Source organism: Microbacterium sp. 1154 (genome assembly GCF_031455375.1).
In the GTDB taxonomy this organism is placed as follows: Bacteria; Actinomycetota; Actinomycetes; order Actinomycetales; family Microbacteriaceae; genus Microbacterium.
Genome location: NZ_JAVDSN010000001.1, coordinates 450462 through 472289 on the forward strand (window position 1 = coordinate 450462; position 21828 = coordinate 472289).

At 69.2% G+C, this 21828-nt stretch carries 22 protein-coding genes; 14 read left to right on the forward strand and 8 right to left on the reverse strand.

Translation table 11 applies throughout. From position 1 onward, the window contains the following. Positions 1 to 69: 69 nt before the first annotated feature. The 3 genes from J2X55_RS01955 to J2X55_RS01965 all read left to right on the forward strand — a co-directional run bounded on the left by J2X55_RS01955 (position 70) and on the right by J2X55_RS01965 (position 3006). On the forward strand, positions 70 to 873 hold the full coding sequence (locus J2X55_RS01955; RefSeq protein ID WP_115916585.1) for an ABC transporter ATP-binding protein: 804 nt from the start codon (positions 70 to 72) through the stop codon (positions 871 to 873). Next, positions 870 to 2198 carry an FtsX-like permease family protein gene (locus J2X55_RS01960; protein WP_309821646.1) on the forward strand — a complete coding sequence of 443 codons (1329 nt, stop codon included), beginning with the start codon at positions 870 to 872 and terminating at the stop codon, positions 2196 to 2198. Before J2X55_RS01955 ends, J2X55_RS01960 begins: the two co-directional genes overlap by 4 nt. A gap of 400 nt (positions 2199 to 2598) precedes the next feature. Further along, positions 2599 to 3006 (forward strand): NUDIX domain-containing protein, encoded by a 408-nt coding sequence (locus J2X55_RS01965; RefSeq protein ID WP_309821647.1) that lies wholly within the window; start codon positions 2599 to 2601, stop codon positions 3004 to 3006. A gap of 121 nt (positions 3007 to 3127) precedes the next feature. Here J2X55_RS01965 and J2X55_RS01970 read toward each other — a convergent pair whose 3' ends face one another. The 4 genes from J2X55_RS01970 to J2X55_RS01985 all read right to left on the reverse strand — a co-directional run bounded on the left by J2X55_RS01970 (position 3128) and on the right by J2X55_RS01985 (position 7168). Next, a complete protein-coding gene (locus J2X55_RS01970; RefSeq protein ID WP_396653237.1) occupies positions 3128 to 4699 on the reverse strand; it encodes an SDR family NAD(P)-dependent oxidoreductase in 1572 nt (523 codons plus the stop codon). A 243-nt stretch (positions 4700 to 4942) separates the two neighbouring features. After that, the gene (locus tag J2X55_RS01975; RefSeq protein WP_309821649.1) at positions 4943 to 5089 is read right to left on the reverse strand and encodes a hypothetical protein; all 147 of its coding nucleotides are present in this window, start codon (positions 5087 to 5089) and stop codon (positions 4943 to 4945) included. Between the two features lie 9 nt (positions 5090 to 5098). Further along, positions 5099 to 6298, reverse strand: a complete 1200-nt coding sequence (locus J2X55_RS01980; RefSeq protein ID WP_309821650.1) for an acyltransferase — start codon at positions 6296 to 6298, stop codon at positions 5099 to 5101. Positions 6299 to 6505: 207 nt separating this feature from the next. Beyond that, positions 6506 to 7168 (reverse strand): ArsR family transcriptional regulator, encoded by a 663-nt coding sequence (locus J2X55_RS01985; protein WP_309821651.1) that lies wholly within the window; start codon positions 7166 to 7168, stop codon positions 6506 to 6508. Between the two features lie 139 nt (positions 7169 to 7307). Between J2X55_RS01985 and J2X55_RS01990 the strand changes: the two genes are divergently transcribed. The 3 genes from J2X55_RS01990 to J2X55_RS02000 all read left to right on the forward strand — a co-directional run bounded on the left by J2X55_RS01990 (position 7308) and on the right by J2X55_RS02000 (position 9143). Further along, positions 7308 to 7571, forward strand: coding sequence for a DUF6458 family protein (locus J2X55_RS01990; protein ID WP_115916576.1), 264 nt, complete (start codon positions 7308 to 7310; stop codon positions 7569 to 7571). Between the two features lie 53 nt (positions 7572 to 7624). Further along, entirely contained in the window at positions 7625 to 8605 is a 981-nt protein-coding gene (locus J2X55_RS01995) for a serine/threonine-protein kinase (protein ID WP_309821652.1), read from the forward strand. Positions 8606 to 8687: 82 nt separating this feature from the next. Next, entirely contained in the window at positions 8688 to 9143 is a 456-nt protein-coding gene (locus J2X55_RS02000; RefSeq protein ID WP_115916571.1) for a DUF4870 domain-containing protein, read from the forward strand. A 10-nt stretch (positions 9144 to 9153) separates the two neighbouring features. Here J2X55_RS02000 and J2X55_RS02005 read toward each other — a convergent pair whose 3' ends face one another. After that, complete coding sequence (locus J2X55_RS02005; RefSeq protein ID WP_309821653.1) at positions 9154 to 9813, reverse strand: HEAT repeat domain-containing protein; 660 nt, start codon at positions 9811 to 9813, stop codon at positions 9154 to 9156. 367 nt (positions 9814 to 10180) lie between these two features. Here J2X55_RS02005 and J2X55_RS02010 point away from each other — a divergent pair, with 367 nt between their 5' ends. The 3 genes from J2X55_RS02010 to J2X55_RS02020 all read left to right on the forward strand — a co-directional run bounded on the left by J2X55_RS02010 (position 10181) and on the right by J2X55_RS02020 (position 15008). Then, entirely contained in the window at positions 10181 to 12214 is a 2034-nt protein-coding gene (locus J2X55_RS02010; protein WP_309821654.1) for an Ig-like domain-containing protein, read from the forward strand. 108 nt (positions 12215 to 12322) lie between these two features. Beyond that, complete coding sequence (locus J2X55_RS02015; protein ID WP_309821655.1) at positions 12323 to 13108, forward strand: hypothetical protein; 786 nt, start codon at positions 12323 to 12325, stop codon at positions 13106 to 13108. 418 nt (positions 13109 to 13526) lie between these two features. Continuing rightward, positions 13527 to 15008: a hypothetical protein gene (locus J2X55_RS02020; RefSeq protein WP_309821656.1), complete on the forward strand. Its 1482-nt coding sequence runs from the start codon at positions 13527 to 13529 to the stop codon at positions 15006 to 15008. Positions 15009 to 15163: 155 nt separating this feature from the next. Here J2X55_RS02020 and J2X55_RS02025 read toward each other — a convergent pair whose 3' ends face one another. Next, a complete protein-coding gene (locus J2X55_RS02025; RefSeq protein WP_309821657.1) occupies positions 15164 to 15598 on the reverse strand; it encodes a MarR family transcriptional regulator in 435 nt (144 codons plus the stop codon). A gap of 60 nt (positions 15599 to 15658) precedes the next feature. Here J2X55_RS02025 and J2X55_RS02030 point away from each other — a divergent pair, with 60 nt between their 5' ends. Then, complete coding sequence (locus tag J2X55_RS02030; RefSeq protein ID WP_309821658.1) at positions 15659 to 16414, forward strand: SDR family NAD(P)-dependent oxidoreductase; 756 nt, start codon at positions 15659 to 15661, stop codon at positions 16412 to 16414. Positions 16415 to 16469: 55 nt separating this feature from the next. Here J2X55_RS02030 and J2X55_RS02035 read toward each other — a convergent pair whose 3' ends face one another. Both J2X55_RS02035 and J2X55_RS02040 read right to left on the reverse strand, forming a co-directional pair. Continuing rightward, positions 16470 to 16799, reverse strand: coding sequence for an ATP-dependent DNA ligase (locus J2X55_RS02035; RefSeq protein ID WP_309821659.1), 330 nt, complete (start codon positions 16797 to 16799; stop codon positions 16470 to 16472). A gap of 318 nt (positions 16800 to 17117) precedes the next feature. Further along, complete coding sequence (locus tag J2X55_RS02040; RefSeq protein ID WP_309821660.1) at positions 17118 to 18308, reverse strand: ROK family transcriptional regulator; 1191 nt, start codon at positions 18306 to 18308, stop codon at positions 17118 to 17120. Positions 18309 to 18456: 148 nt separating this feature from the next. On the opposite strand from J2X55_RS02040, the gene J2X55_RS02045 reads away from it, so the two are divergent. The 4 genes from J2X55_RS02045 (at position 18457) to J2X55_RS02060 (ending at position 21817) form a co-directional block, all read left to right on the forward strand. Beyond that, positions 18457 to 19215: an amino acid ABC transporter ATP-binding protein gene (locus J2X55_RS02045; RefSeq protein ID WP_210111583.1), complete on the forward strand. Its 759-nt coding sequence runs from the start codon at positions 18457 to 18459 to the stop codon at positions 19213 to 19215. 61 nt (positions 19216 to 19276) lie between these two features. Continuing rightward, a complete protein-coding gene (locus J2X55_RS02050) occupies positions 19277 to 20230 on the forward strand; it encodes a glutamate ABC transporter substrate-binding protein (protein ID WP_309821661.1) in 954 nt (317 codons plus the stop codon). Positions 20231 to 20309: 79 nt separating this feature from the next. Then, on the forward strand, positions 20310 to 20954 hold the full coding sequence (locus J2X55_RS02055) for an amino acid ABC transporter permease (protein WP_115916550.1): 645 nt from the start codon (positions 20310 to 20312) through the stop codon (positions 20952 to 20954). Then, complete coding sequence (locus J2X55_RS02060; RefSeq protein ID WP_309821662.1) at positions 20951 to 21817, forward strand: amino acid ABC transporter permease; 867 nt, start codon at positions 20951 to 20953, stop codon at positions 21815 to 21817. Before J2X55_RS02055 ends, J2X55_RS02060 begins: the two co-directional genes overlap by 4 nt. Positions 21818 to 21828: the final 11 nt, after the last annotated feature.

Sequence of the window (21828 nt, forward strand, 5' to 3'; positions counted from 1 at the left end):
ATCCCGAGGAGGACCCGGATACTCCCCGGGGCGGACGACCGCGCGGCACGCGATCGCTGAGATGGAACCATGACCTCCTCAGCTGTGCTCACCGCCTCCGGCCTCATCAAGCAGTACGGCGAGCTGCGCGCCCTCGACGGCGTCTCGCTCACGATCCGCGCCGGCGAATCCGTCGCCGTGATGGGCGCCTCGGGCTCGGGCAAGACCACGTTGCTGCATTGCCTCGCCGCCGTCATCGCCCCCGACGCGGGCTCGATCGTGCTCAGCGCGCCGGGCGCCGCCCCGCGCGAGCTCGTCGGGCTGAGCGAGAGCGAACGCTCCCGGGTACGCCGAGAGGCGCTCGGCTTCGTCTTCCAGGAGCACCTGCTGCTGCCCGAACTCACCGCCGTCGAGAACGCGGCGCTCCCGCTGCTGTTGAAGGGGCTACGACGACAGGATGCCGAGCGGCACGCCGCCATGTGGCTCGCTGCCCTCGGGCTCGCGGGCCTCGAGGGTCGCCGCATCGGTCAGCTTTCGGGCGGTCAGGCGCAGCGCGTCGCGATCGCCCGCGCCCAGGTGACCGGGGCCCCCGTCGTGTTCGCCGACGAGCCGACCGGCGCCCTCGACTCCACCACCTCGTCGGAAGTGCTCGATGCCCTGCTGCTAGCCACGACCGGTCAGGGCCGCACCCTCGTCATGGTCACGCACGATGCCGACGTCGCCCGCCGCTGCTCACGGATCGTGCGGGTGAGCGACGGACGCATCGTCGGTGATTCGGCGACGGATGCCGTCCGCTCGGCGCCGGGTGCTGCCCCGACCCCGGGTGCCGCCCCGGCCCCGGGCGTCGTTCCGACCCCGGGCGTCGTTCCGACGTCGGCGGAGGCGAACCGATGAGCACCGTCCTCCCGCTCGCCCGGCTGCTCTCGCGGCCCGCGCGCCAGGGCCGGGCGGCGATCGCCCTCCCCGTCGTCGCGTTCGCCGTCACGACCGCTCTGCTGCTCGTGGTCGCGGGCGGTGCGCGCATGTTCCTCGTGGATCCCCGGGCCGGGGCCGAGGCCGGGCTGTACGGCATCCTGGCCGTGCTCGCTCTAGTGCTGCTCGCCGTACCCCTCGTCACCCTCGGAGCGGCGGCCGCGCGCCTGACCAGCCGCCGCCGCAACGACCGGCTCGCGACGCTGCGCCTGCTCGGCGCGAGCACGCGCGAACTGTGGTCGCTGACCGTGCTCGAAGCGACCGCCGTCGCCGCCGCGGGAGCCGCCGCCGGAGTCCTGCTGTACGCCGCCCTCCTCCCCCTCGTCGGGCTGCTGCCGTTCTTCGGCGGACCGGTCGGCGTCGGAGCCGTGATCGTGGATCCGCTGCTGGGCGCCGGGGTGCTGGCATCCGTGGTGCTCATCGGCGCGGCGAGCGCCGCCGCGAGCCTGCGAAAGGTGACCGTCACCCCGCTCGGTGTGCGCACGCGCAGCGAAGCGCCGGTGAAGAAGACCACGGCCTTCGTCGTCGGTGCGGTGCTCATCGTCGCGGTCGTGGCGCTCGTGGCGAACTTCGGCACCCTGGCCCCGATGCTCGGGGCGGCCGTGGCCGTCGCGGTGCTCCTCGGCCTCTTCGCCGGAGCCCTCGGCCTGCTCAACCTCATCGGCGCCCCCATCGTCGCCGCCCGCGGACGCATGATGGCCCGCCGCGCCCGCTCCGCCGCCGAGCTCGTCGCCGGTCGCGAGCTCGCCGCCCACCCCGGCCCCGCCTGGCGCCGGGTGTCGGGGATGGCGCTCGTGTCGTTCATCGCGGTCGTCGCCGGGTGCGGTCTCGCGATCGCCGACATCGCCGGAGACGCCGGGCCGCTCATGGCCGACATCCGCACGGGCGTGCTCGTGACGCTCGGCATCGCCTTCGTGCTGCTCGCGTGCGCGGTGGGGGTGACGCAGGCGGCGTCGGTGCTCGAGGAGCGCGAGCTGATCGTGGGCCTGGACCGCCTCGGCATCCCGGATGCCGAACTCCGCCGCGCCCGCCGCATCACCGTGATGGTGCCGCTGCGGTGGGCCGCCGTAGGAGGCGCAGCCCTGGGGCTGATGCTCGCGTTCCCCATCGTCGGGATGAGCCTGATCATCGCTCCGCTGGCGGTGCTGACGATCGCGCTGACCTTCGTCGCGGGCTTCGCCCTGGTGGCCGCGGCCCTGGCCTCGACGCGGCCGATCGTGACCGGCATCCGCCGCGGCGCGCTCTGAGCCGCGCGCTCTCCCACCCCCTGCCCGCCCCGGTCGAGTATCCAAGGCACGCCGCACGCGCCCCCGCGTCCGCGGCGTGTTTTGGACACTCAACGCTTCGAGCGGGCCCTCCCCGGGTCGAGTGTCCAAAACACCCGGACGCCCCCCGCGACACGTCCGGGTTTCCTGGACACTCAACACACACCCCGCGGCCACCCCGTCGAGTGTCCAGAACACGCCGCACGCGCCCCCGCGTCCGCGGCGTGTTTTGGACACTCAACGCTTCGAGCGGGCCCTCCCCGGGTCGAGTGTCCAAAACACCCGGACGCCCCTCGCAACACGTCCGGGTTTCGTGGACACTCAACACACCCTGCGCCCCGGACGCGCCGAGACGGGTGCTGGCGGGTGCTACCGTGCCCGAGTGATCCCGGATGCCACTTCCCCGCGCCGTATCCACGTCTCGGCCGCGGTCATCACCGACGCCGACGGCCGCCTGCTGCTCGTGCGCAAGGCCGGCACGACGGCGTTCATGCAGCCCGGAGGCAAGCCCGAGGCCGGCGAGACGGCCGCCGAGACCCTCGCGCGCGAACTCGCCGAAGAGGTCGGCCTGCGCGTCGACCCCGAGCTGCTCGAACCGCTCGGCTCCTACGCCGCGAGCGCGGCGAACGAACCGGGTTTCGAGGTTGTGGCCGAGGTCTTCCGCGTCGACATCGGCGACCAGAACCCGACCCCGGATGCCGAGATCGCCGAGCTCCGCTGGGTCACCGCGGCCACGGCATCCGGTCTCGAGATCGCACCTCTCGCCCGCGAGTACTTCCTGCCCGCCTGAGGCCCGCGCGAGCCCGCGGCTCACGTTGAGTGTCCAAAACACCCGGACGGATTCGAAAACCGTCCGGGTGTTTTGGACACTCAACCGGGCGGGGCGGGCGCGGGGCACGCCCCGCGGCGCCCTACCAGCTGCCCTTGCTGTAGTCCTTGAGGAAGATGCCGAACAGGTCCTCGCCGGCCTCGCCGCGCACGATCGGGTCGTACACGCGCGCCGCGCCGTCGACGAGGTCGAGCGGGGCGTGAAAGCCCTCCTCGGCCAGGCGCACCTTGGTGAAGTGGGGGCGCTCGTCGGTGATCCAGCCGGTGTCGACGGCGGTCATCAGGATGCCGTCCGACTCGAACATCTCGCGGGCGCTCGTGCGCGTGAGCATGTTCAGCGCGGCCTTGGCCATGTTCGTGTGGGGGTGGCCGGGGCCCTTGTATCCGCGGCCGAACACGCCCTCCATCGCCGAGACGTTGACGATGTACTTGCGGCGCGCGGTCGACGCCGCCATGGCGGGGCGCAGACGGCTGACGAGCAGGAACGGCGCGGTCATGTTGGCGAGCTGCACCTCGAGCATCTCGAGGGGCTCGACCTGGTCGACGTGCTGCGTCCAGCTGTTGATGCGGTCTTCGTCGGGAACGAGTCCGCCCGCGTCGATCGCCGTGCCGGCGGCCAGACGCTCGAGCGACGACGACCCCGCGGCCATCGCCTCGGCGGTCAGCTCGTCGGCGGTGCGTGCGGCCGAGGCGAGGATCGGGTGCGCCGACACCGACTGCGCGAGCGCGAGGGGGTGGGCGTCGTTCGTGTGGCCGAACGTGACGAGCTCGGGCAGCGGGCCGTCCGGGAGCGGTGCGAGTTCGGCATCCACCAGGGGTTTGTAGGCCCCCGGAGACCGCCGGACCGTTTGAGCTGCGTTGTTGATGAGGATGTCGAGAGGGCCCTCGGATGCCACGGACTCCGCCAACCCGATCACCTGAGCGGGGTCGCGCAGGTCGATGCCGACGACCTTGAGCCGGTGGATCCACTCGGCACTGTCGGGCAGCGACGAGAAACGGCGCACCGCATCGCGCGGGAACCGCGTGGTGATGGTCGTGTGGGCGCCGTCGCGCAGCAGCCGCAGCGCGATGTACATGCCGATCTTCGCGCGACCGCCGGTGAGGAGCGCCCGCTTGCCGGTGAGGTCGGTGCGAGCGTCGCGCTTCTCGTGGCTCAACGCCGCGCAGTCGGGGCAGAGCTGGTGGTAGAACGCGTCGACGAGCGTGTAGTCCTGCTTGCAGATGTAGCAGGCACGGGCCTTGATGAGCTCGCCCGCGAACGGCATCGACGTGCGCGCGGCGAGCGGGATGCCGCGGGTCTCGTCGTCGATGCGGTCGGCGGCGCCCGTGGCGGTGGCGGCGACCACCGCGCGGTCGGCTTCGGCGATGCGCTGACGCTTCTCTTTGCGCGACTGGCGCTTGACGTCCTTGTAGAGCTTGCCGGTCTGCCGTCGCAGGGCGATGTACGCGGGATCTTCGGGGTCGAGCGACGACGCTGCGTCGATGACGCGCAGCGCGATCTCGAGCTCGGTCGGATCGATGGATGCCGACCGCGCGGCATCACGGTCGGGGCTCAGCTGTGTTTCGGGCACAGGGAAGTGTACCGAGGCGAGTCTGAACGATCGTCGGGCCGGGCGTGTCGGCACCGGCGCCCCCGCGTCACGAGAACAGGGCATGCCACCAGAACAGGCCGATCAGCCGCGAAACGCCCTGTTCTCAGGCGCACAGCCTGTTCTCGGCGCACGCCCGCGCCGCGACCGCCCGGCACCCGGCGCGTCACGAGAACAGGGGATGCCACCAGAACAGGCCGATCCGCCGCGAAACACCCTGTTCCCGGGCGCACGGCCTGTTCTCGACGCGCACCCGCGCCGCGGCCTGTTCTCGGCGCAGGCCCGCGCCGGAACCGCCGGCCCCGCGCATCAGCCCTGCCCGGACTCGACCCAGCGGGTGTGCGCCTTCAGCGCGTGCAGCACCGCCAGGCGCACCGCGAAGTACAGCACCGCGCCGATCGCGACCAGGGCCACGCCCCAGGTGAGCAGAAGGATGAAGATATGCGCCCCGAACATCCCGCGAGCCTAGCGGGAGGCACGGGAGGCGGCCACTGAAGCGTGCGCCTCTCCCCCGACCGCAGCCCCCGTGCCCTCGGACACGTGCCGCGACCGGTCGTACCGCAGCAGCCATTTCTGCGCCGGGATCTCGACGGCCCGGTGCAGCACCCACGCGATGGCCAGGGCGATCGCGAAGGCGGCGAGCGCGAGCAGGAGCGCGTGCCGCCACGGCAGCTGCGGGTGCCCCTCGGGCCACGACGACGACACCGAGGCGATCACGAGCAGGTGCACGAGGTAGAACGCGAACGACACGCGTCCCAGCTCCTGCCACAGGGGTCGCGCGAGGAACGTCGACCGCCCGTGCGCGTCGGCGGCGGCGAGAGAGGCCACCAGCAGAGCGAACGACCCGACGGTCGCGGCGAGACCGGGGTGGATGTCGGTGCCCGGGATCGGAGGCGCCTCCGACAGGGCGTAGCCCACGACGGCGAGCGGGACCGTGTAGCGCAGCTTCAGCGGCATCCATGCCCCGCTCTTCATTACCAGCGCGAGGGTGACGCCCAGGACGAACTCGGGCAGGCGGAGCAGGGGGGTGGATGCCGCCGCCATCGGCACCGGCGAGATGGCGGCGATCTGCGGGGCGAGGGCGACGAGCACGAGCGATACCACGACCACCACGACCCGCGCGCGGTTCGACAGGCGCACGAGGGGCCGGATGAGGAACGGGAAGCTCAGGTAGAAGAAGGCCTCGCACACGAGCGACCAGCTCGCGGGGTTGCCGGCCTGCCACCAGTCGGGCACCCAGCCGTTGACGAGGAGGACGTTGGCGACGAGGGGTGCCGCGCCGTCGGTGCGGATCTCGGGCACGAACGTCGACGCGGCGATCAACGCGAGCACGACCCCGACGACGTGCAGGGGGTAGATGCGCGCGAAGCGGTGCCAGTAGAACGACCCGGCGCTCTGCCGCGGCTTGTAGCCCCAGGCGAGAACGAAACCCGAGAGGATGAAGAAGAGGGTGACGCCGGTCTTCCCGGCCTCGAAGACGAAGGCCCAGACGGTGCCGGCCGTTCCGCCGAAGTACTCGACCGCCATGAGGTGGTGGCCGAAGATCAGCATCGCCGTGGCCCACCGGAGCCCCGTGAGCGACGGCAGGTGGCGAGCGGGATTCGCGGGCCGGGATGCCGTGGGTGCGACGCGAGGAGCGGATGCCGTCATCGTGCTGATGGTCATCGCCTCCGTGTCGTCGCTCGCGCCGGCGGTCAGGAACCCGTGCGGGCGCACGAGTCCACACCGACCCCAAGAAGGTACCCGTCGAGTGTCAAGAAACGCCTGAAAAGGCTGAGGCTTGACGGCAGCGGCATCCCTCGCGCGTTCGCGATGCGACCGAGAGAACGCTTCCGCTCGTGCGTTGTGGGGCGAGACGCGGTGGCATCCGCCTCACGCCACGACGAGCTGTGCGGCCACTCGCCCGATACGCGCGCGCAGCTCGGAGACCGTCGTGTCGAATGCCTCGATGCTGCCGCTCTTCGCGGGGTCGCGAATCGACCAATGCACATCGTCGCGGCCTTTCATCTGCTCGTGCGCCTGGTCGCAGACGCTGATGAGGAAGTCGCCGGGGCGGGCCACCTGTTCGAGCGCGCGGGGAACGGCACCCGGATCCAGAGAAATCCCGTGACGGGTCGCCGCCTCGATCGCGCCGGGATTCACGCGGTCGGCCGGGTGCATTCCTGCCGAGGCGGAGGGGATGCCGCTGTGCTCCGCCCAGATCGCCTGCGCCAGCTGCGACCGCGCGGAATTGGCCGTGCAGATGAAGACGACCCGCCCCTCGACGGCGGTGTCCGCGACGGCGAGAGCGGAGAACGCCTCGGGGATCAATTGCAGATATGTGCGGCGGCCGTCGGATTCCGAACGAACGCGGCGAACGATCCCGCGCTCGTGCAGAACATTGGTGTGGAAGGCCACGAGATTCGACTTCATGCCCAGCGCCAGCGCGATCTCGCTCGACGACATGTCGCCGAATGCGAGAAGGTCGACGATCCGCAGTCGACCGCGGTCGCCGAGCGCCGCGAAAGCGTCCACTCTGCGCTGAAGGTCGTCCATTATGCACCCCGAGAATGCCCCGCGCCATCCGGTCGCGAGAAATGCCGTTCGCTCAGTAGCGTTTGAGCGATCGCGACCGGTGAAGGTCCAAGTCACCGGTTGCGATCCCTAGACAAGCACAGCAACGAGGGAGTTTCCCATGGGTATCGGCAGCGGCATCGCACTTTTCGTGATCGGCGCCATCCTGGCCTTCGCGGTCAACCTCGACCTCGGGGGCGTCGCGAACCTCCAGACCATCGGCTACATCCTCATGGCCGCCGGTGTCGTGATCTTCCTGATCAGCCTCGTGTTCATGTTCCGCCGTCGCTCCGTCGAGTCGGTGAGCCGCTCGACCGTCGATCCGGCCAACGGCCAGCGCGTCACCACTCGTCGCACCAGCGACAACGGCGACCCGCTTGTGTGACGACGCTGTCCGAGCTTCTCTCGCACACCGACCGACCCCACGGCGGGCACTCGATGGGCACGACCGACACGATGGCGCTACCGTCGCTCGGCGGTGCCTTCGCCGGGCGCTATCGCCTGGTCGAACGCCTCGGAGCCGACCGCCAAGGGACGGTCTATCGCGCTCGCGACGACGTGCTCGCCCGCGATGTGGCGGTGAAAGTCTTTCCGCTCGATCCCGACGAGGTCGCTCATCCTCGGCGCAGATTCGCGGCCGCGCGCATTCTGACCGCCCTCGACCATCCGTCGCTGGTGACGCTCTACGACGCGCACCTCACTCACGACGAACACGGTTTCCTCGTCATGGAGCTCATCCCGGGGCCCACGCTGCGTCAGCACCTCGACGACCACGGCTCACTGACCCCCGACCTGGCCGCGGGTCTCTTGCAGGACATCGCCGACGGCCTCGCCACGATCCACAAGGTGGGCATCGTCCACCAGCATCTCGAGTCGTCGAACGTGCTGCTGCGCCCCGAGCGTGCCGCCTCGCGTCCCTTCACCGCCGTTCTCGCCGACTTCGGCGTCACCCAGGTGCTCGGCGCCCGGCCCGCTTCCGCCGAGACGCATCCGGATGCCGAGTACCTCCCGCCCGAGCGACTGCGCGGCGGCCCCGCGACACCGGCATCCGACATCTACGCCCTGGGTCTGCTCGCGGAGGAGATGCTCACGGCCGACGGTCCGCTCAGCGGCGGGGCGATGCAGGAGCTGTTGCTCGCTCCCCTCGACTACGACCCCGAAGTTCCGCGCGATTTCGGGTACGGCTGGGAGGTGCTCCTCACTGCCATGACCGATCCGGATCCCGAGGGGCGTCCCACCGCGAGCGAGGTCGCCGAACTCGCGCGCGAGCTGCGCGGCGGACCCGCGCCGGCGAACGCCGTCGACGTCCCCGCTGACGCCGAACCGGTGACCGCCCTGCGCGCCGTGCACCAGACCCGAGAGACGACCGCGCGTCGGCGCCGACCGCCGCTGTGGGCGTGGGTCACGCACTATCGCTGAACTCCTCGGCCACCCGTGACCGGTGAAGCACGACGCGGAGTCTCCGCGCGCGACGACGGGACGGCGGCACCAGAATGGGAACATGTCGTCCCTCCCCCCGAACGTCCCGCCGACCGGGCTCTCGCCCGCGCCGATCGCGGCTGCGCCTCCGCGCGGCATCCTGCCCTGGGCCATGGGTTTTCTCGTCCTGATGCCCATCCCCTTCTTGGGCGCGGTCGTCTCGGGCGTCTGCATGGCGGTCACGGGCGGCGGCGCGCGGCGCGCGGGCGGCGTCGCTCGGGAGAACGCCCGGTCAGCCCTCAACTGGGGGCTGACCTACCTGGTCCTGTCGACGATCCTTCTCGTCCTGCACTTCGTGCTGCTGTTCAGCCTCACCGCCGACGGCCCGGTGTCGGGATTCTTCCCCCTCGGCATTCCGATCACGCTGTACCTGCTGCTCGGCGTCCTGCACGTCATCGTGGTCATCGTCGGCACGGTCCGCGCGTCCGGCGGCACGGCGGTGCGGGTGCCGTTCGCCATCCCCTTCCTGCGCCGCTGACAGCGCGCGGTCATTCCTCGGTCGGCAGCGCGCGCTGAACGACGAGTCGTCGAGCCTCGACCGCGGCGGCGGCGAAGTCGGCATCCGGATCGTCCATGATGATCGCCGTGGCCCGGGCGTGCGCGCTGACGACGTCGTACGGTGAGGCCGCGGCGCGTTCGACGGTCGGCTCGGCGCGGAAACCGATCGCGGCGAACGCGCGGCTCAGGCTCCGCTGGGTGTCGTGATCGCCCCGGCCGAATTGGGTCGACAGCTCGTCGGCGAGGCTCTCGTGCTGGTCGTCGGGAACGAGACCGGATGCCGTCCGCCAGGCCGCCCGCGCCACCTCGGGGTGCCTGTCGCGCAGGATCACCGGCGTGATCACCGTGAACGCGACGGGGTCGCCGATCTTCGACAGCGTGTGCAGGGCCTGGCTCCGCGCCTGCGGAATGTCGGACCCGACCTCGGGAAGCAGCGCGGCCACCGTTCGCGCGGAATCGTGCCGCGTGAGCGCCCAGGTGAGCATGTCGCGCACGAAGAAGTCGGCCTCGACAGCGCATCGTGCGACCAGCACCTCGATGTAGCGGTCGTCGGGGCGAGTTCCCGCGGCGAGCGCCGCCTGCAGTCGCGCCGACGCATCGGAGTGCTCGAGGGCCGCGCGCAGCCGGTCGGCGGGTGTGGGCTCGGTCATGGCGATCCCTCCTTCGGATCCAGCGTGTCACGGCGCGGGGCGGGTGGGGCCTTTCTGCCGGCAGGGTCAGCGGCTCGGGGAGCAGCGTGCGCGCCGCCTCTTCATGCGTGACGTGATCCACCCGCAGGGCCTGGCGCCGATGGGGAACGATGCGCCTGGCAGCACTCGGCGTCAGAGCGGAAGCATTGGCGCGCTGACATCCGTTTGTTACCTCACGGACTGATATGGAACAAAACGGGTCAGATATGGTCTTCGGTGTACCTGATGCCCCGTGCGTCATCCCGTCTGCCAACTCAGGAGAACCACTATGCGCTCGCCCTCGTCAACATCCGCTCGTCGTGTCGTCGCGGGAGGTGTGGGCCTTGTCATGACCGCGGCGATGACCTTCGCCGGGGCGGTCACCGCGCAAGCGTCCGACACCTCATGCGACTCGGGTGTGTGCACGGTGACATTCGGCTACACCGGCTCCCCCGAAGAGTGGACGGTCCCCGCGGGCGTCACCAGTATCGAGGCGAGTGTCCTTGCCGGTTCGGGTGGCCGCGCAACATGGCAGAGCCAGGTCATAGGGTCGGGCAAGACCGGTCTCGGTGGCGCCGTGACAGCGACACTTTCGGTGAGCCCCGGCGAAGAACTGATCGCTACCGTTGGCGGTGCGGGCCAGACCGGCGTCAGCACCCACGACACGCCCCCCGCTAATGGCGGGTATGGCGGAGGCGGATCAGCCGGCAAAAAGCCTACCGACGGCAATTACGGCAGCGGCGGCGGCGGTGGCGGCAGCTACCTCGTCGGAGCGGGGCCGCTTCTCATGGCAGCCGGCGGTGGCGGCGGGTCCAGCGTCGCTATGGTGAAAACCGGAGACAACTTCACCGTCTACTCCGTACCCGGAGGTGACGGAGGGTCTACGGGCGCCGGTTCATCCGGAAGCGATAGCACCACGACCTTCGCTTCCGCACTGTCAGGAACGGGCGCGACAGAATCCGGCCCCGGCAGTGGCGGCGCCGATGGAAATGCCCGCTCCGGGTCATCGGGAAGCTCGGTCGTCGCCTCCGGGGCCTCTTCGTTCGGGGCCGGCGGTGGCGGCGCGAACAACACGGACGGTCTGAGCCGAGGCATGGCCGGTGCTGGCGGCGGTGGCGGCTACTACGGCGGTGGCGGCGGCGGAGCCGACCCGTCGACGGACATCTCCGGTGCGGGTGGTGGCGGGTCGGGGTTCGTCACTTCGACGGCGACCGATATTCGTCTTCTGAACGGCAACCTTGGTGACGGAAAGATCGTCATCACCTACGACGAACCGAAGGTCGGAACCACAACTGACGTGAAGGTCAGTGACAATCCGAACGACACAACACCGACGGAGCTGACGGCAACCGTTTCCCCCGCCGCAGCGACCGGGACCGTGACCTTCAAAGACGGCAGCACCGAGCTGGGCTCGGCCACCCTCACCAGCGGGACCGCGACGCTGTCAAAGGTTCTCTCCGCCGGCACCCACACGATCACCGCCTCGTACACGGGCGACTCCTCCTACGGCCCCTCCACCGCGGATACCACCGTCACGGTGGCCACCTCCACGACCCCTTCGTTCAGTATCGACTCCTCCAGTAATGCCCCGGTCACCAAACGCGTCTTCGCCGGTGAGGCGTTCTCTTTCAGCGACCTGAAAGCAACCGGCACCCCCACCCCCACCTACAGCATCGAAAACGACGACACCGACAGCACCGTCCTGCCCGATGGCGTCACCTTCACCAACGGCATCCTCGCCGGGTCCTCCACGCGCGCCGGCACCTGGAAGGTCAAGATCACCGCGACCAACAGCGTCGGCACCGCCACCGAGTACGTAAAGCTCACCATCGCCCCCGGCACCGCCACCGCCCTCGAAGCCGCCGTCTCCCCCGGCGACGCCCACAGCACCACCCTCTGGGCCGTTGCCCCCGACGGCACCGTCACCGAACCCTCTGACGGCACCGCCAGCACGACGATCACCGCCAACCAGGGCGACTCGATCGTGTTCGACACGATGCCGGTCGACCAGTACGGAAACCCCACCACCCGCGCAAACGTGCAACCGGTGACCACCTCCAGCGTCGACACCGACACCATCACCTACGACCCGGCCACGAACCTCACCACCGTGACGTTCAACCACGCCAGCCCGCACGTGATCACCTTCAAGGTCGGGAACCTCACCAACTCCTTCACCGTCCAGGTCACCCCCACCGCCAGCGCAGGAACCGGCACCGGCACGGGGACTCCCGCCAGCTCGAGCCCCGCGTCCACCTCGAGCCAGCTCGCCACCACGGGATCCGCACCCCTCGCCCCACTCGGCTGGGCACTCGGCATCCTCGCCGCCGGAATCGTGGTGACCCTCGTTCACCGATACCGCACGACACGACGGTCGAGCTGACCGCCGCAATCCAACAGATCCAGGAGCCACTGCCCCCGCGGCAGTGGCTCCTGGCGTTCATGCGCGGAGCCGTCGCGGCCCCTCCCGCCTGTTCCTAGAGTGGATGCCATGCGACGAACGCCGACGAAGGTCCTGGGGCTCGCTCTCGCCACGGCCGCCCTCGTGCTGCTCAGTGCCTGCGCACCGACGGCCGCCCCCGGGGCTGCCTCCGCCACGCCGACCGCGATCGGGTCGAAGACACCCACCGGCGTGACAGCCGAGTCGTCGCCGAGAGAGTGCGACGACGTCGACCTCATCGCCGACGCGAAGATCACGGGCGAGGCTCTCTCCGCCTGCGTGATCGCATTCTCGCGGGCCGCCGGCAGCGGGCACCTGCACCTGCAGTCGGCGGATCTCACGGGGGAAGCCGACTTCCTCTTCGGCGACGCCCCGGCCACCTCGGGATCCTTCACTGGCTCCGACGGCGCGCACGACTTCGTGCTCACGCCGACCGAAGCGTGGGTCAGCTTCGACGGCGCATGGGTGCGTGCCGACAAGACCAGCAGCGACTACCGCGCGGTGATCGCCGCCACGGTGGGTCAGGCCTACCGCGCCTTCGCCGACCCCTCGACCGCCGCAGCCCTGCTCGCGGCGGCTCCCGGATGGACCGTGCAACCCGACCAAGACACCGTCTCGCTGCCCGACGGTACCGACGTGCGGGCGTGGAGGGTGCACGCCGACGGCTCCTTCTCGGCATTCGGGGTCGAGGTGACAGACATGACGGTATGGCTGGGCCAAGGCCACCGCGTCGTGGCCATTCAACAGACGGGCGCGTTCGGCGGCATCGAAACCACCACGATGCAGCAGTTCACCGCGTGGGGTGAGCCGGTGAAGATCGAGGTTCCGAAGGGCTGAGCGACAGACCTGCGGAGGCGCCCTGAGGTGAGCGGTTGTCGTCGAACATCGGGCGGCGCGCACCACAGACGCGAACTGTTCTGAGCCCTGGTCCACTCCGAACCCGCAGGACCGCCTTCTCCCTCAGCGGCGAGCGTCGCTGCAGCCGCGCGTCGGCGTTGAGACCACCCCGGGCGCGCGCAGCTGGTCGGCGGGTGGAATCCATCGTGGCCGCCTGCTTGCCGCCTAGCGTGTCGCGGTGCGAAGCAGGCTGAGCCAGTCCTTCGATATCTCATGCCCACCGTACGGTACGTTTAGGTTTGAAACGGACTGAAACGGTTCGAATATGACACATGAGTGGCGACGTTGCGCGCGCCACGTTCAAGGAGGGGGAGTTATGCCGCCCGTACGAAAAGCCATGCTCCGAGGGGTGGTGCGCTTGTCGGCCATCGCGGCCATCGTGGCTCTCGCCCTGGGCGCGGCCTCGCCCCAGGCCACGGCGGCGTATTTCACCGCGGGGAAGGCTGTGACGGGTAACTCGCTCACGGCAGCAACTCTCGAGGCTCCGGCAAACTTCCGCGACGACTGGTCCAGCACGGCGGGCCACCGGCTTTCATGGGCCGATGTATACGGTCAGACCTGGGCAGCGGACAATCGCGTCACCACGGGAGTGACGTACCGCGTGACCAGGCACGTCGGGTCTTACGCCGCGCGCGATATCTATTCCGGCACAGGTCGGTCGTACACCGATTCGGATCCGAGGCCGTCGAGTGTGCGATACGTGTCCGTCGCCGCCGGCCAGCAGCACACGCTCGCTATCGACGAGAACGGTGCCATCTGGGCATGGGGTTCGGGGGGTCAAGGTGCGCTTGGAAACAACTCCACCGCAAACTCCTCCTCTCCCGTCAAGGTGATCCTCCCTGCAGGGAGAACGGCCAAGCAGATAGCCGCAGGGAACATGTGGTCAGCCACCCTGCTCGATGACGGCACCGTGTGGACATGGGGCTACAACGCCGACGGTCAACTGGGGATCGGAACCACGCAGAACCAGTTACTGCCCCAGCGCGTGATGTTCCCTGACGGAGTTGACATTCGTTCTCTCGCACACGTCTCGGGGTACACGAGCACGATGGGGGTAGTCGATACCTACGGAACGATGTGGCTCTGGGGGTATAACGCCCAGGGCCAGCTCGGGAATGGTTCCTTCGCCGGCCGGACCGTACCCACCCTCGTTCGCGACTTGCGAGTGACCTCCCTGGCGCTGCAGGGGTCGCGAGCCATGGCGATTGGCCTAGACGGTTACGTGTGGTCATGGGGGTGGAACCGGGACGGAGCAGTCGGCAATCACAGCAACGTGGACCAGCCGACGCCCTACCGTGTCACGATCCCGAACGCATCCCCGATTACGCAGGTCACGCCGACCTCCTTCGGAGCCTCATTCGTTCTGGAGCAGAACGGCACCTTGTGGGCCTGGGGAAATGTGAAGGTTGACGGACACGCATGGCCCGGGGATCCCATCCAGGTACCGAAACCCGATCTGACGTCAGGTTCGCGAATCACGCAGGTGGCCGTGAACCACTATGCGCAGGTAGAAGCCCGCCTGGGTGATGGTCGGATGCTGCGACGAGGCAGCGACGCGAACGGATGGCTGTGGCTCGAGTTCGACAACACCCTGCGGGACACCTCGGTGACGGCGGTCGCAGTCGGAGGAACCTATACCTTCGCCTTGACGACGGAGTCGACCGGTAGCCGATTGTGGCAGTGGACACCGGACGACGTCCAACAGGTCTGGTCCCCGACGACCTGCCCCTACTCGACCCGAGCATCCGGTTCGTCTTGCGTATGGGACGGCGAACTGCTGTACACGCTCGATTACACCTACCAGAACTGGCGATCTGACTACAGCGTGGCGAACTACTGACCCGTGGACCGCGATCGTCCGCCTGATCGGCCCGGGCATCCGTCGACCCACGTCACACCCAGCATGCCCCGTGCACGGGCGGCGAGGCACGGCCACCTCGCGACACACGGACAACGGACCACCGGTGTTACCGATCCGTGAGCTCGTGCACGTGCTCAGCCGCCGTCGGCGATGCGTGACACGGCGCTCCAGAACATCTCACGCTCGCCAGGGGGGATCCGGTCGAAGAGCAGCCGTCGCACGGCGGTGGCGTGAGCGCGGCGAGCCTCGACGACGATTGCTCGGCCATCCTCGGTGGCTGCGATCCAGCGCTCGGGACCGTTCTGTCGCCGAGTGATGAGTCCGCGGCCTTCCATCCGACTCAGATGACGAGAAAGACGGCTACGCTCCCAGTCGAGTTGGTCGGCGAGATGCTGCTGGCGCAGCGAACCGCCCCCCTCTTCGACGAGGCGCGTGAGCACGGAGAAGTCCGATGCCGAGATCCCGGCGGAGTCTGCGATGGACTCCCCGACACCCGCCATGACTGCCCCTGCGGCTCGCTTCCAGGCGGTCCACCTTTCGCCCTCGTCGACGGTGAAGGTGTCTGGCATGACACAAGGATATCGGCTCAGGTGTTGACGTGTAAACACATTCCGTTCCACCATGTTGTCATGTCAACAAACCACACAGTTCTCATCACCGGCGGCTCCGCCGGCATCGGCCTCGCGCTCGCCCGGCGGTACCACCGGCGAGGATACAACGTCATGATCACCGGCCGCTCCGCCACGCGCCTCGACCGTTTACGGGTCGAGCTTCCCGGCGCCGTGACCTTCGCGGGCGACCTTTCGCGCCCGTCTGATCGCGAGGAACTCGCAGAGTCGATCGCGACCGATCACCCGAGTCTCGACGTGCTGATCAACAACGCGGGGATTCAGCGGCGGATCGGAATCGCCGATGACGATTCCCCGTGGTCGGAGAGGCAGGCGGAGATAGACATCCTCTTGGGAGCCCCCATCCACCTGACAACCTTGCTCACTCCACTCTTGCTGGAACGACCGGAGGGAGCCCAGATCGTGAATGTGACGTCGGGTGGCGCATTCATCCCGCAGCCGTTCGCCCCCACATACAGCGCCGCGAAAGCAGCCCTGCACAGCTACACCATGACTCTCCGGCACTCCCTCGCGTCGACCTCCGTGCGCGTCACGGAGTTGATCCCGCCCGCGGTAGCGACGGGGCTCGCTGGACCCGGCCAGTCTCACGGTGCCGACGTCGACGCGTTCGCGGATGCCGCATTCGAGGGCATCACCGCGCACCGAGAGAACGTGGGGTTCGGACCGACGGCATCCGATGAGTTCCAACAGCGTCTGGCCGACGAGCGCGCACGCTTCGACGCGGCCTCCACCCGGTTCGCAGTGCGGACCTTTTAGAGGGCACAACCGGTCAGTTTCGCGCCTGGAGGGAGAAGGCGATCAGTCGGCGTCGTCAGCTCGTTAGTCCGGCGGGATCCGGGGCCTCTTCCTGGGGCTCCGGCACGATGCGCAGGCCCGCGGGGCTGCTCGCCGTGTACATCAGCTCCTCGAGCCACGTGCGATTGATGACCGGGGCTTTGCTGCCGCCGAACTTGAACACGAGCGTCGCGCCCGGGTGCACCCACACGGCCGATCGTCCGCCGCCGAGAGACTGATCTTCTTTCCACGAGAAGTAGAAGGGCTCCCCGCGACGAAGTTTGTTGCCGATCACGATCTGAAGATGAGCGAGCAGCCGGTCATCGACGTCGATCCGCGCCTGCTCCTCGTAGATGAACTTGCCCACGCAGATAGTTTGATGACCTGGCTCCCCAGCTCGCAATTGACGGGCAAAGTGTTTCACCCGAGTGCTCGCGGTGACTGTTGCCACGCCTCAACTCAATGGGAAAGAAACGGACTAAAACTGCCTTAAAACGACAGGGGTGTACCGTAAACCTGCGACCCGTGACCGTTGCTCTGAGGTCACCCGCCCCCAGGTGACCGGGGTCGCCCGGGCGGGGCGAGCGTTCGTGGGGATGACTCGCTCCACCCGGTCTCCCCCATCAAGCGCACCACCCCGCGGAGCCGATGGCTCAGGGTGACGACAGCAGCCCCGCCCCGCGGACTACGAGCGAGCAGACGTCCGCAGCGCGATGCGCGCAGCCTCGGGCCCGAAGACGGCATCCAAGAACAGGCGCGCAGCTCCGAGGATGCCGCCCGTGCGCGGGTGGCGAGGCACGGCCACCTCGAGGTTCTCCGTCGCCATCGGCAGGCAATCCGCCCACAGCTTCGACTTGATCGCGGCGATGAAGACGTCTGACGCACTGAGCGAGCCGCCGACGACGAGCCGGTCGGGGGTGAAGAAGTTGACGATCGTGGCGAGCACACCACCGGTCATGCTGCCCGCCTCGCGCAGAAGGCCGGTGGCGAGAGCGTCGCCGTTGCGCGCCAGGTCGATCACGGTCTCGACGTCGGAGACGTCACGGCCGGCCTCCTGGGCCGCGCGGGTGAGAGCCGAACCGCTCGCCACCGCGTCCAGGCAGCCGACGCGCCCGCACGAGCAGGGCACGGGGGTCGCTCCGGGCACGGTGACGTGGCTGATGTCACCGGCGGCACCGCTGCGACCCGTGTAGAGCTGACCCCCGGCGACGACGCCCGACCCGATGCCCGACCCGGCCTTGATGAACACCTGATTGCGGGCGTCAGGGTCGCCCCCGACGAGTTCACCGACGGCCATGCAGTTGGCGTCGTTGCTCGCGAGGGCCGGCACTCCGAGGATGTCGGAGAGAAGAAGGGCGACGTCGACGTCGTGCCACCCGGGCATGCGCGAGGGGGCGACGAGACGACCGGTCTCCGCCGACACCGGCCCCGGCAGCGCGATCGCCGCACCCGTCACCGTCGGGCCGCCGTTCGCCTCGGCCAGCGCGTCGAGTTCTCTCGCGACGCGGCGGAGCACGGCATCCGGGCCCTCCGCCAGATCCAGCACGAGGTGCCGGTGGGCGAGGGAGGTGCCGGCGTAGTCGACCAGCCCGATCGTGCTGCGCTCGACGCCGAGGTCGACGCTCGCCACCGTACCGAGGTCGCCGCGAATGGTGAGACGGCGAGGCCTGCGACCGCCTCGCGAATCGTCGGTGCCGTCTTCGACGATGACGCCGGCCGCGATCAGGGGGTCGACGCGCGCGGTCACGGTCGAGGGCGAAAGGCCCGTGTGCGCGGCGAGCTCGGCGCGCGATCGTGCGGCGCCCGTGCGCAGCGGCGTCAGCACCGCGAGGGTCTGCGAGCTGAAGGACGGCAAGTCGACGTGGTGAGGCTGCACACCCCCAGCTTAGTCCAAACTTGGAGTATCTGTCTCGAATTATCTCTGTAACATGGCCTCGTTAGTTTGATTTCACCAACGACGCGGAAATCATGTCCGCGTCGGCTGTACCGACATCGCGGCGAGTCCGCGGGAAGGATCCACGCCCGTGTCGACGCCCGCATCCCCCTCCGCCCCGCTCGTCGCGGTCCGCCAGGTGCAGAAGCACTTCGGCGACCACCACGTGCTCAAAGACATCGACCTCGATGTCGCGCGCGGCGAGGTCGTTGTGATCGTCGGCCCGTCGGGCTCGGGCAAGTCGACCCTCTGCCGGTGCCTCAACCGTCTCGAGACCATCACGTCGGGCAGCATCACGATCGACGGCGTCCCCCTGCCGAGCGAGGGTCGCGGCCTCGCCGACCTACGCGCCGAGGTGGGCATGGTCTTCCAGTCGTTCAACCTCTTCGCGCACCGCACGGTGCTCGACAACGTCGCTCTCGCCCCGCGCATCGTGTCGAAGGTGCCGCTGAAGAAGGCGCGCGAAGAGGGTCTCGCCCTGCTCGACCGCGTGGGCATCGCCGACAAGGCTGATCGCTTCCCCGGCGAGCTCAGCGGCGGTCAGCAGCAGCGCGCGGCGATCGCCCGCGCTCTCGCGATGAAGCCCAAGCTCATGCTCTTCGACGAGCCGACCTCGGCCCTCGACCCCGAGATGGTCAGCGAGGTGCTCGATGTGATCACCTCGCTCGCCGAAGAGGGGATGACGATGGTCGTCGTCACGCACGAGATGGGGTTCGCCCGCCGTGCCGCCGACCGCGTGATCTTCATGGACGACGGCCGCATCGTCGAAGACACCACCCCCGAGCGCTTCTTCACCCATGCCGAGAGCGACCGTGCGCGGGCGTTCCTGTCGAAGATCCTCGCCCACTGACATCCTCCCCGCCCCCGACGCGGCTCGCGCCGCACGCACCAGCAACCGAAAGGCAGTACCCGTGATCTCCTCTCGCTCGATCCTTCGCCGAGGCCTCGTCCTCTTGGCGTCCGCGGCCACGGTCGCGTCTCTCGCCGCGTGCTCGTCCGGCACCGCGGCCGTCCCCGGGTCCGACCCCAGCGCCTCGGCCAAGGCCAGCAGCCTCGAAGAGGTCTACGCCAACGCCCCCGTCGCCGACGCCGCGGCCCTCATCCCGGACTCGACGATGGCCAAGATCAAGGCGCGCGGCAAGCTCATCGTCGCGGAGGCCCTCGACGCTCCCCTGCTGTCGCAGCAGGACCCCACCAACCCCGAAGACGTCCAGGGCTTCGACGCCGACCTCGCGAAGATGCTGGCCATCTACATCCTGGGCGAGCCCAACGTCGAGATCGTCCCGCCGGCATCCGAGACGCGTGAGGCCCTCCTCGCCAACGGCACCGTCGACGTCGTCTTCAACACGTACACGATCACCGAGAAGCGCGCCGAGCAGGTCGACTTCGCCGGTCCGTACCTCGAGTCGGGTCTGGCCGTCGCCGTCCGCAGCGACAACACCGACATCAACGGCATCGACGACCTGGGCGGCAAGACCGTCATCGTCGGAGCGAACACCCCCGCCGTCACGGCCGTGCCCGAGAAGCAGCCCACAGCGACCATCGTGAGTTTCGCCACCGACCCGCAGGCCCTCCAGGCTCTGGCCCAGGGCCGCGGCGACGCGTACGTGCAGGACTTCACCCTGCTGGCGAGCCACGCCATCGACGACAAGAGCATCAAGGTCGTCGGCCAGCCCTTCACCAGCGAGGCGTACGGCATCGGCCTGAAGAAGGACGACTCGCAGTTCAAGTCCTTCATCAACGAGTGGCTGAAGAAGATCCAGGACGACGGCTCGTGGGCCAAGATCTGGGACGCCACCCTGGGCTCGGCCGTCGAGTCGAGCGCGCCGACTCCCCCCGCGATCGGCAGCGTCCCCGGCTCCTGATCCCCTGACCGACCGGCGCCCGTTCCGCACATGACGGGCGCCGGTCTCCCTCTTCCCCTCCCGCTCTTCTGAGGACCCCATGGACTTCTTCGCCTCGAGCGCCGGGCCGATCGCGCAAGCGCTCGGAACGACGATCCTGCTCGCCGTGTCGGCCGGCATCGGGTCGATCGTGCTGGGCACGCTCGTCACCGCCGCGCGCATCAGCCCGGTGCCGGTGCTGCGCTGGGCCGCGTTCGCCTACGTGCAGTTCTTCGTCAACGTGCCGCTTCTGGTGCTGCTCGTCTTGGCGGTGTTCGCGCTGCCGGATGCCGGATTCCTGCTGCCCCTGACCCCGACGGCCATCATCGTGCTCACGCTCTACGAAGCCGCGTACGTCGCCGAGGCCGTGCGAAGCGGCGTGAACACCGTGAGCCGGGGCGAGATCGAGGCCAGCCGTGCGCTGGGCTTCTCGCTCGGGCAGACGCTGCGCGTGCTCGTCATCCCGCAGTCGCTGCGGGCCGCGATCCAGCCGATCGGCAACGTCATGATCGCTCTCACCATGAACACCGCCCTGGCCGCGGCGGTGGGCGTCGTCGAGCTGACGAGCGCGGCCAACAAGCTCAACCTCGTCGAGGCTCAGCCCATCCTGATCTTCACCGCGGCGGGGCTCGTCTACATGGTGCTCGCGTTGGCGATCGGCCTCACCGCCGGCCGCCTCGAGAAGAAGTTGAGGATCCGCCGATGACCTCCCCCCTTTCGCTCTACGACGAGCCGGGGCCCCGCACCCGCCGCCGCATCCTCATCTGGTCGATCGTCAGCGCCGTCGTCATCCTGGGCCTCATCGCTCTCGCCCTCGCGCAGTTCGCGTCGAAGGGTCAGCTCGACAGCGACCGCTGGCTGCCGTTCCTCGACATCGCGATCTGGGAGTACCTCGGCGTCGGCCTGCTCGGGACGCTGCAGGCCGCGGCCCTGACCGCCGTGTTCGGTTTCGTGCTCGGCCTCCTCCTCGCCCTCGGTCGCCTCAGCCGCGTCCGCTGGATCAGCTGGCTCTGCACCGCCTACATCGAGATCGCCCGCACGGTCCCCGTGCTGCTGCTGATCTACCTCATGCTCTTCGGTCTTCCCCAGCTCGGGCTGAACTTCCCCGTGCTGTGGAAGCTCGTCATCCCGCTCACGATCGCCAATGCCGCAGCTTTCGCCGAGATCATCCGCGCGGGCGTCCTCGCCCTCCCCCGCGGACAGACCGAGGCGGGCCTGAGCCTCGGCATGACGCGCTGGCAGGTCGACCGCAAGGTGGTCCTTCCGCAGGCTCTGCGCTTCGTCGCTCCGTCGCTCGTCGTGCAGCTCGTCAGCCTGCTGAAAGACACCTCGCTCGGCTACATCGTCGCGTTCACCGAGCTGCTCTACCGCGGCCAAGTGCTCTCGAGCTTCAACGGCCTGCTCATTCAGACCTTCGTCGTCGTGACCGTGATCTTCCTCGCGCTCAACGGCGGCCTCTCGGGCCTCGCCGCGCGCCTGCAGAAGCGCCCCGGTCGCCGCAGTCTCGCGACGCCCGCCGAGGTCGCCCCCGCGGGCCTCACCACGCCGAACGCCCCCGTCGACCGCTGACCCGCCTCCGC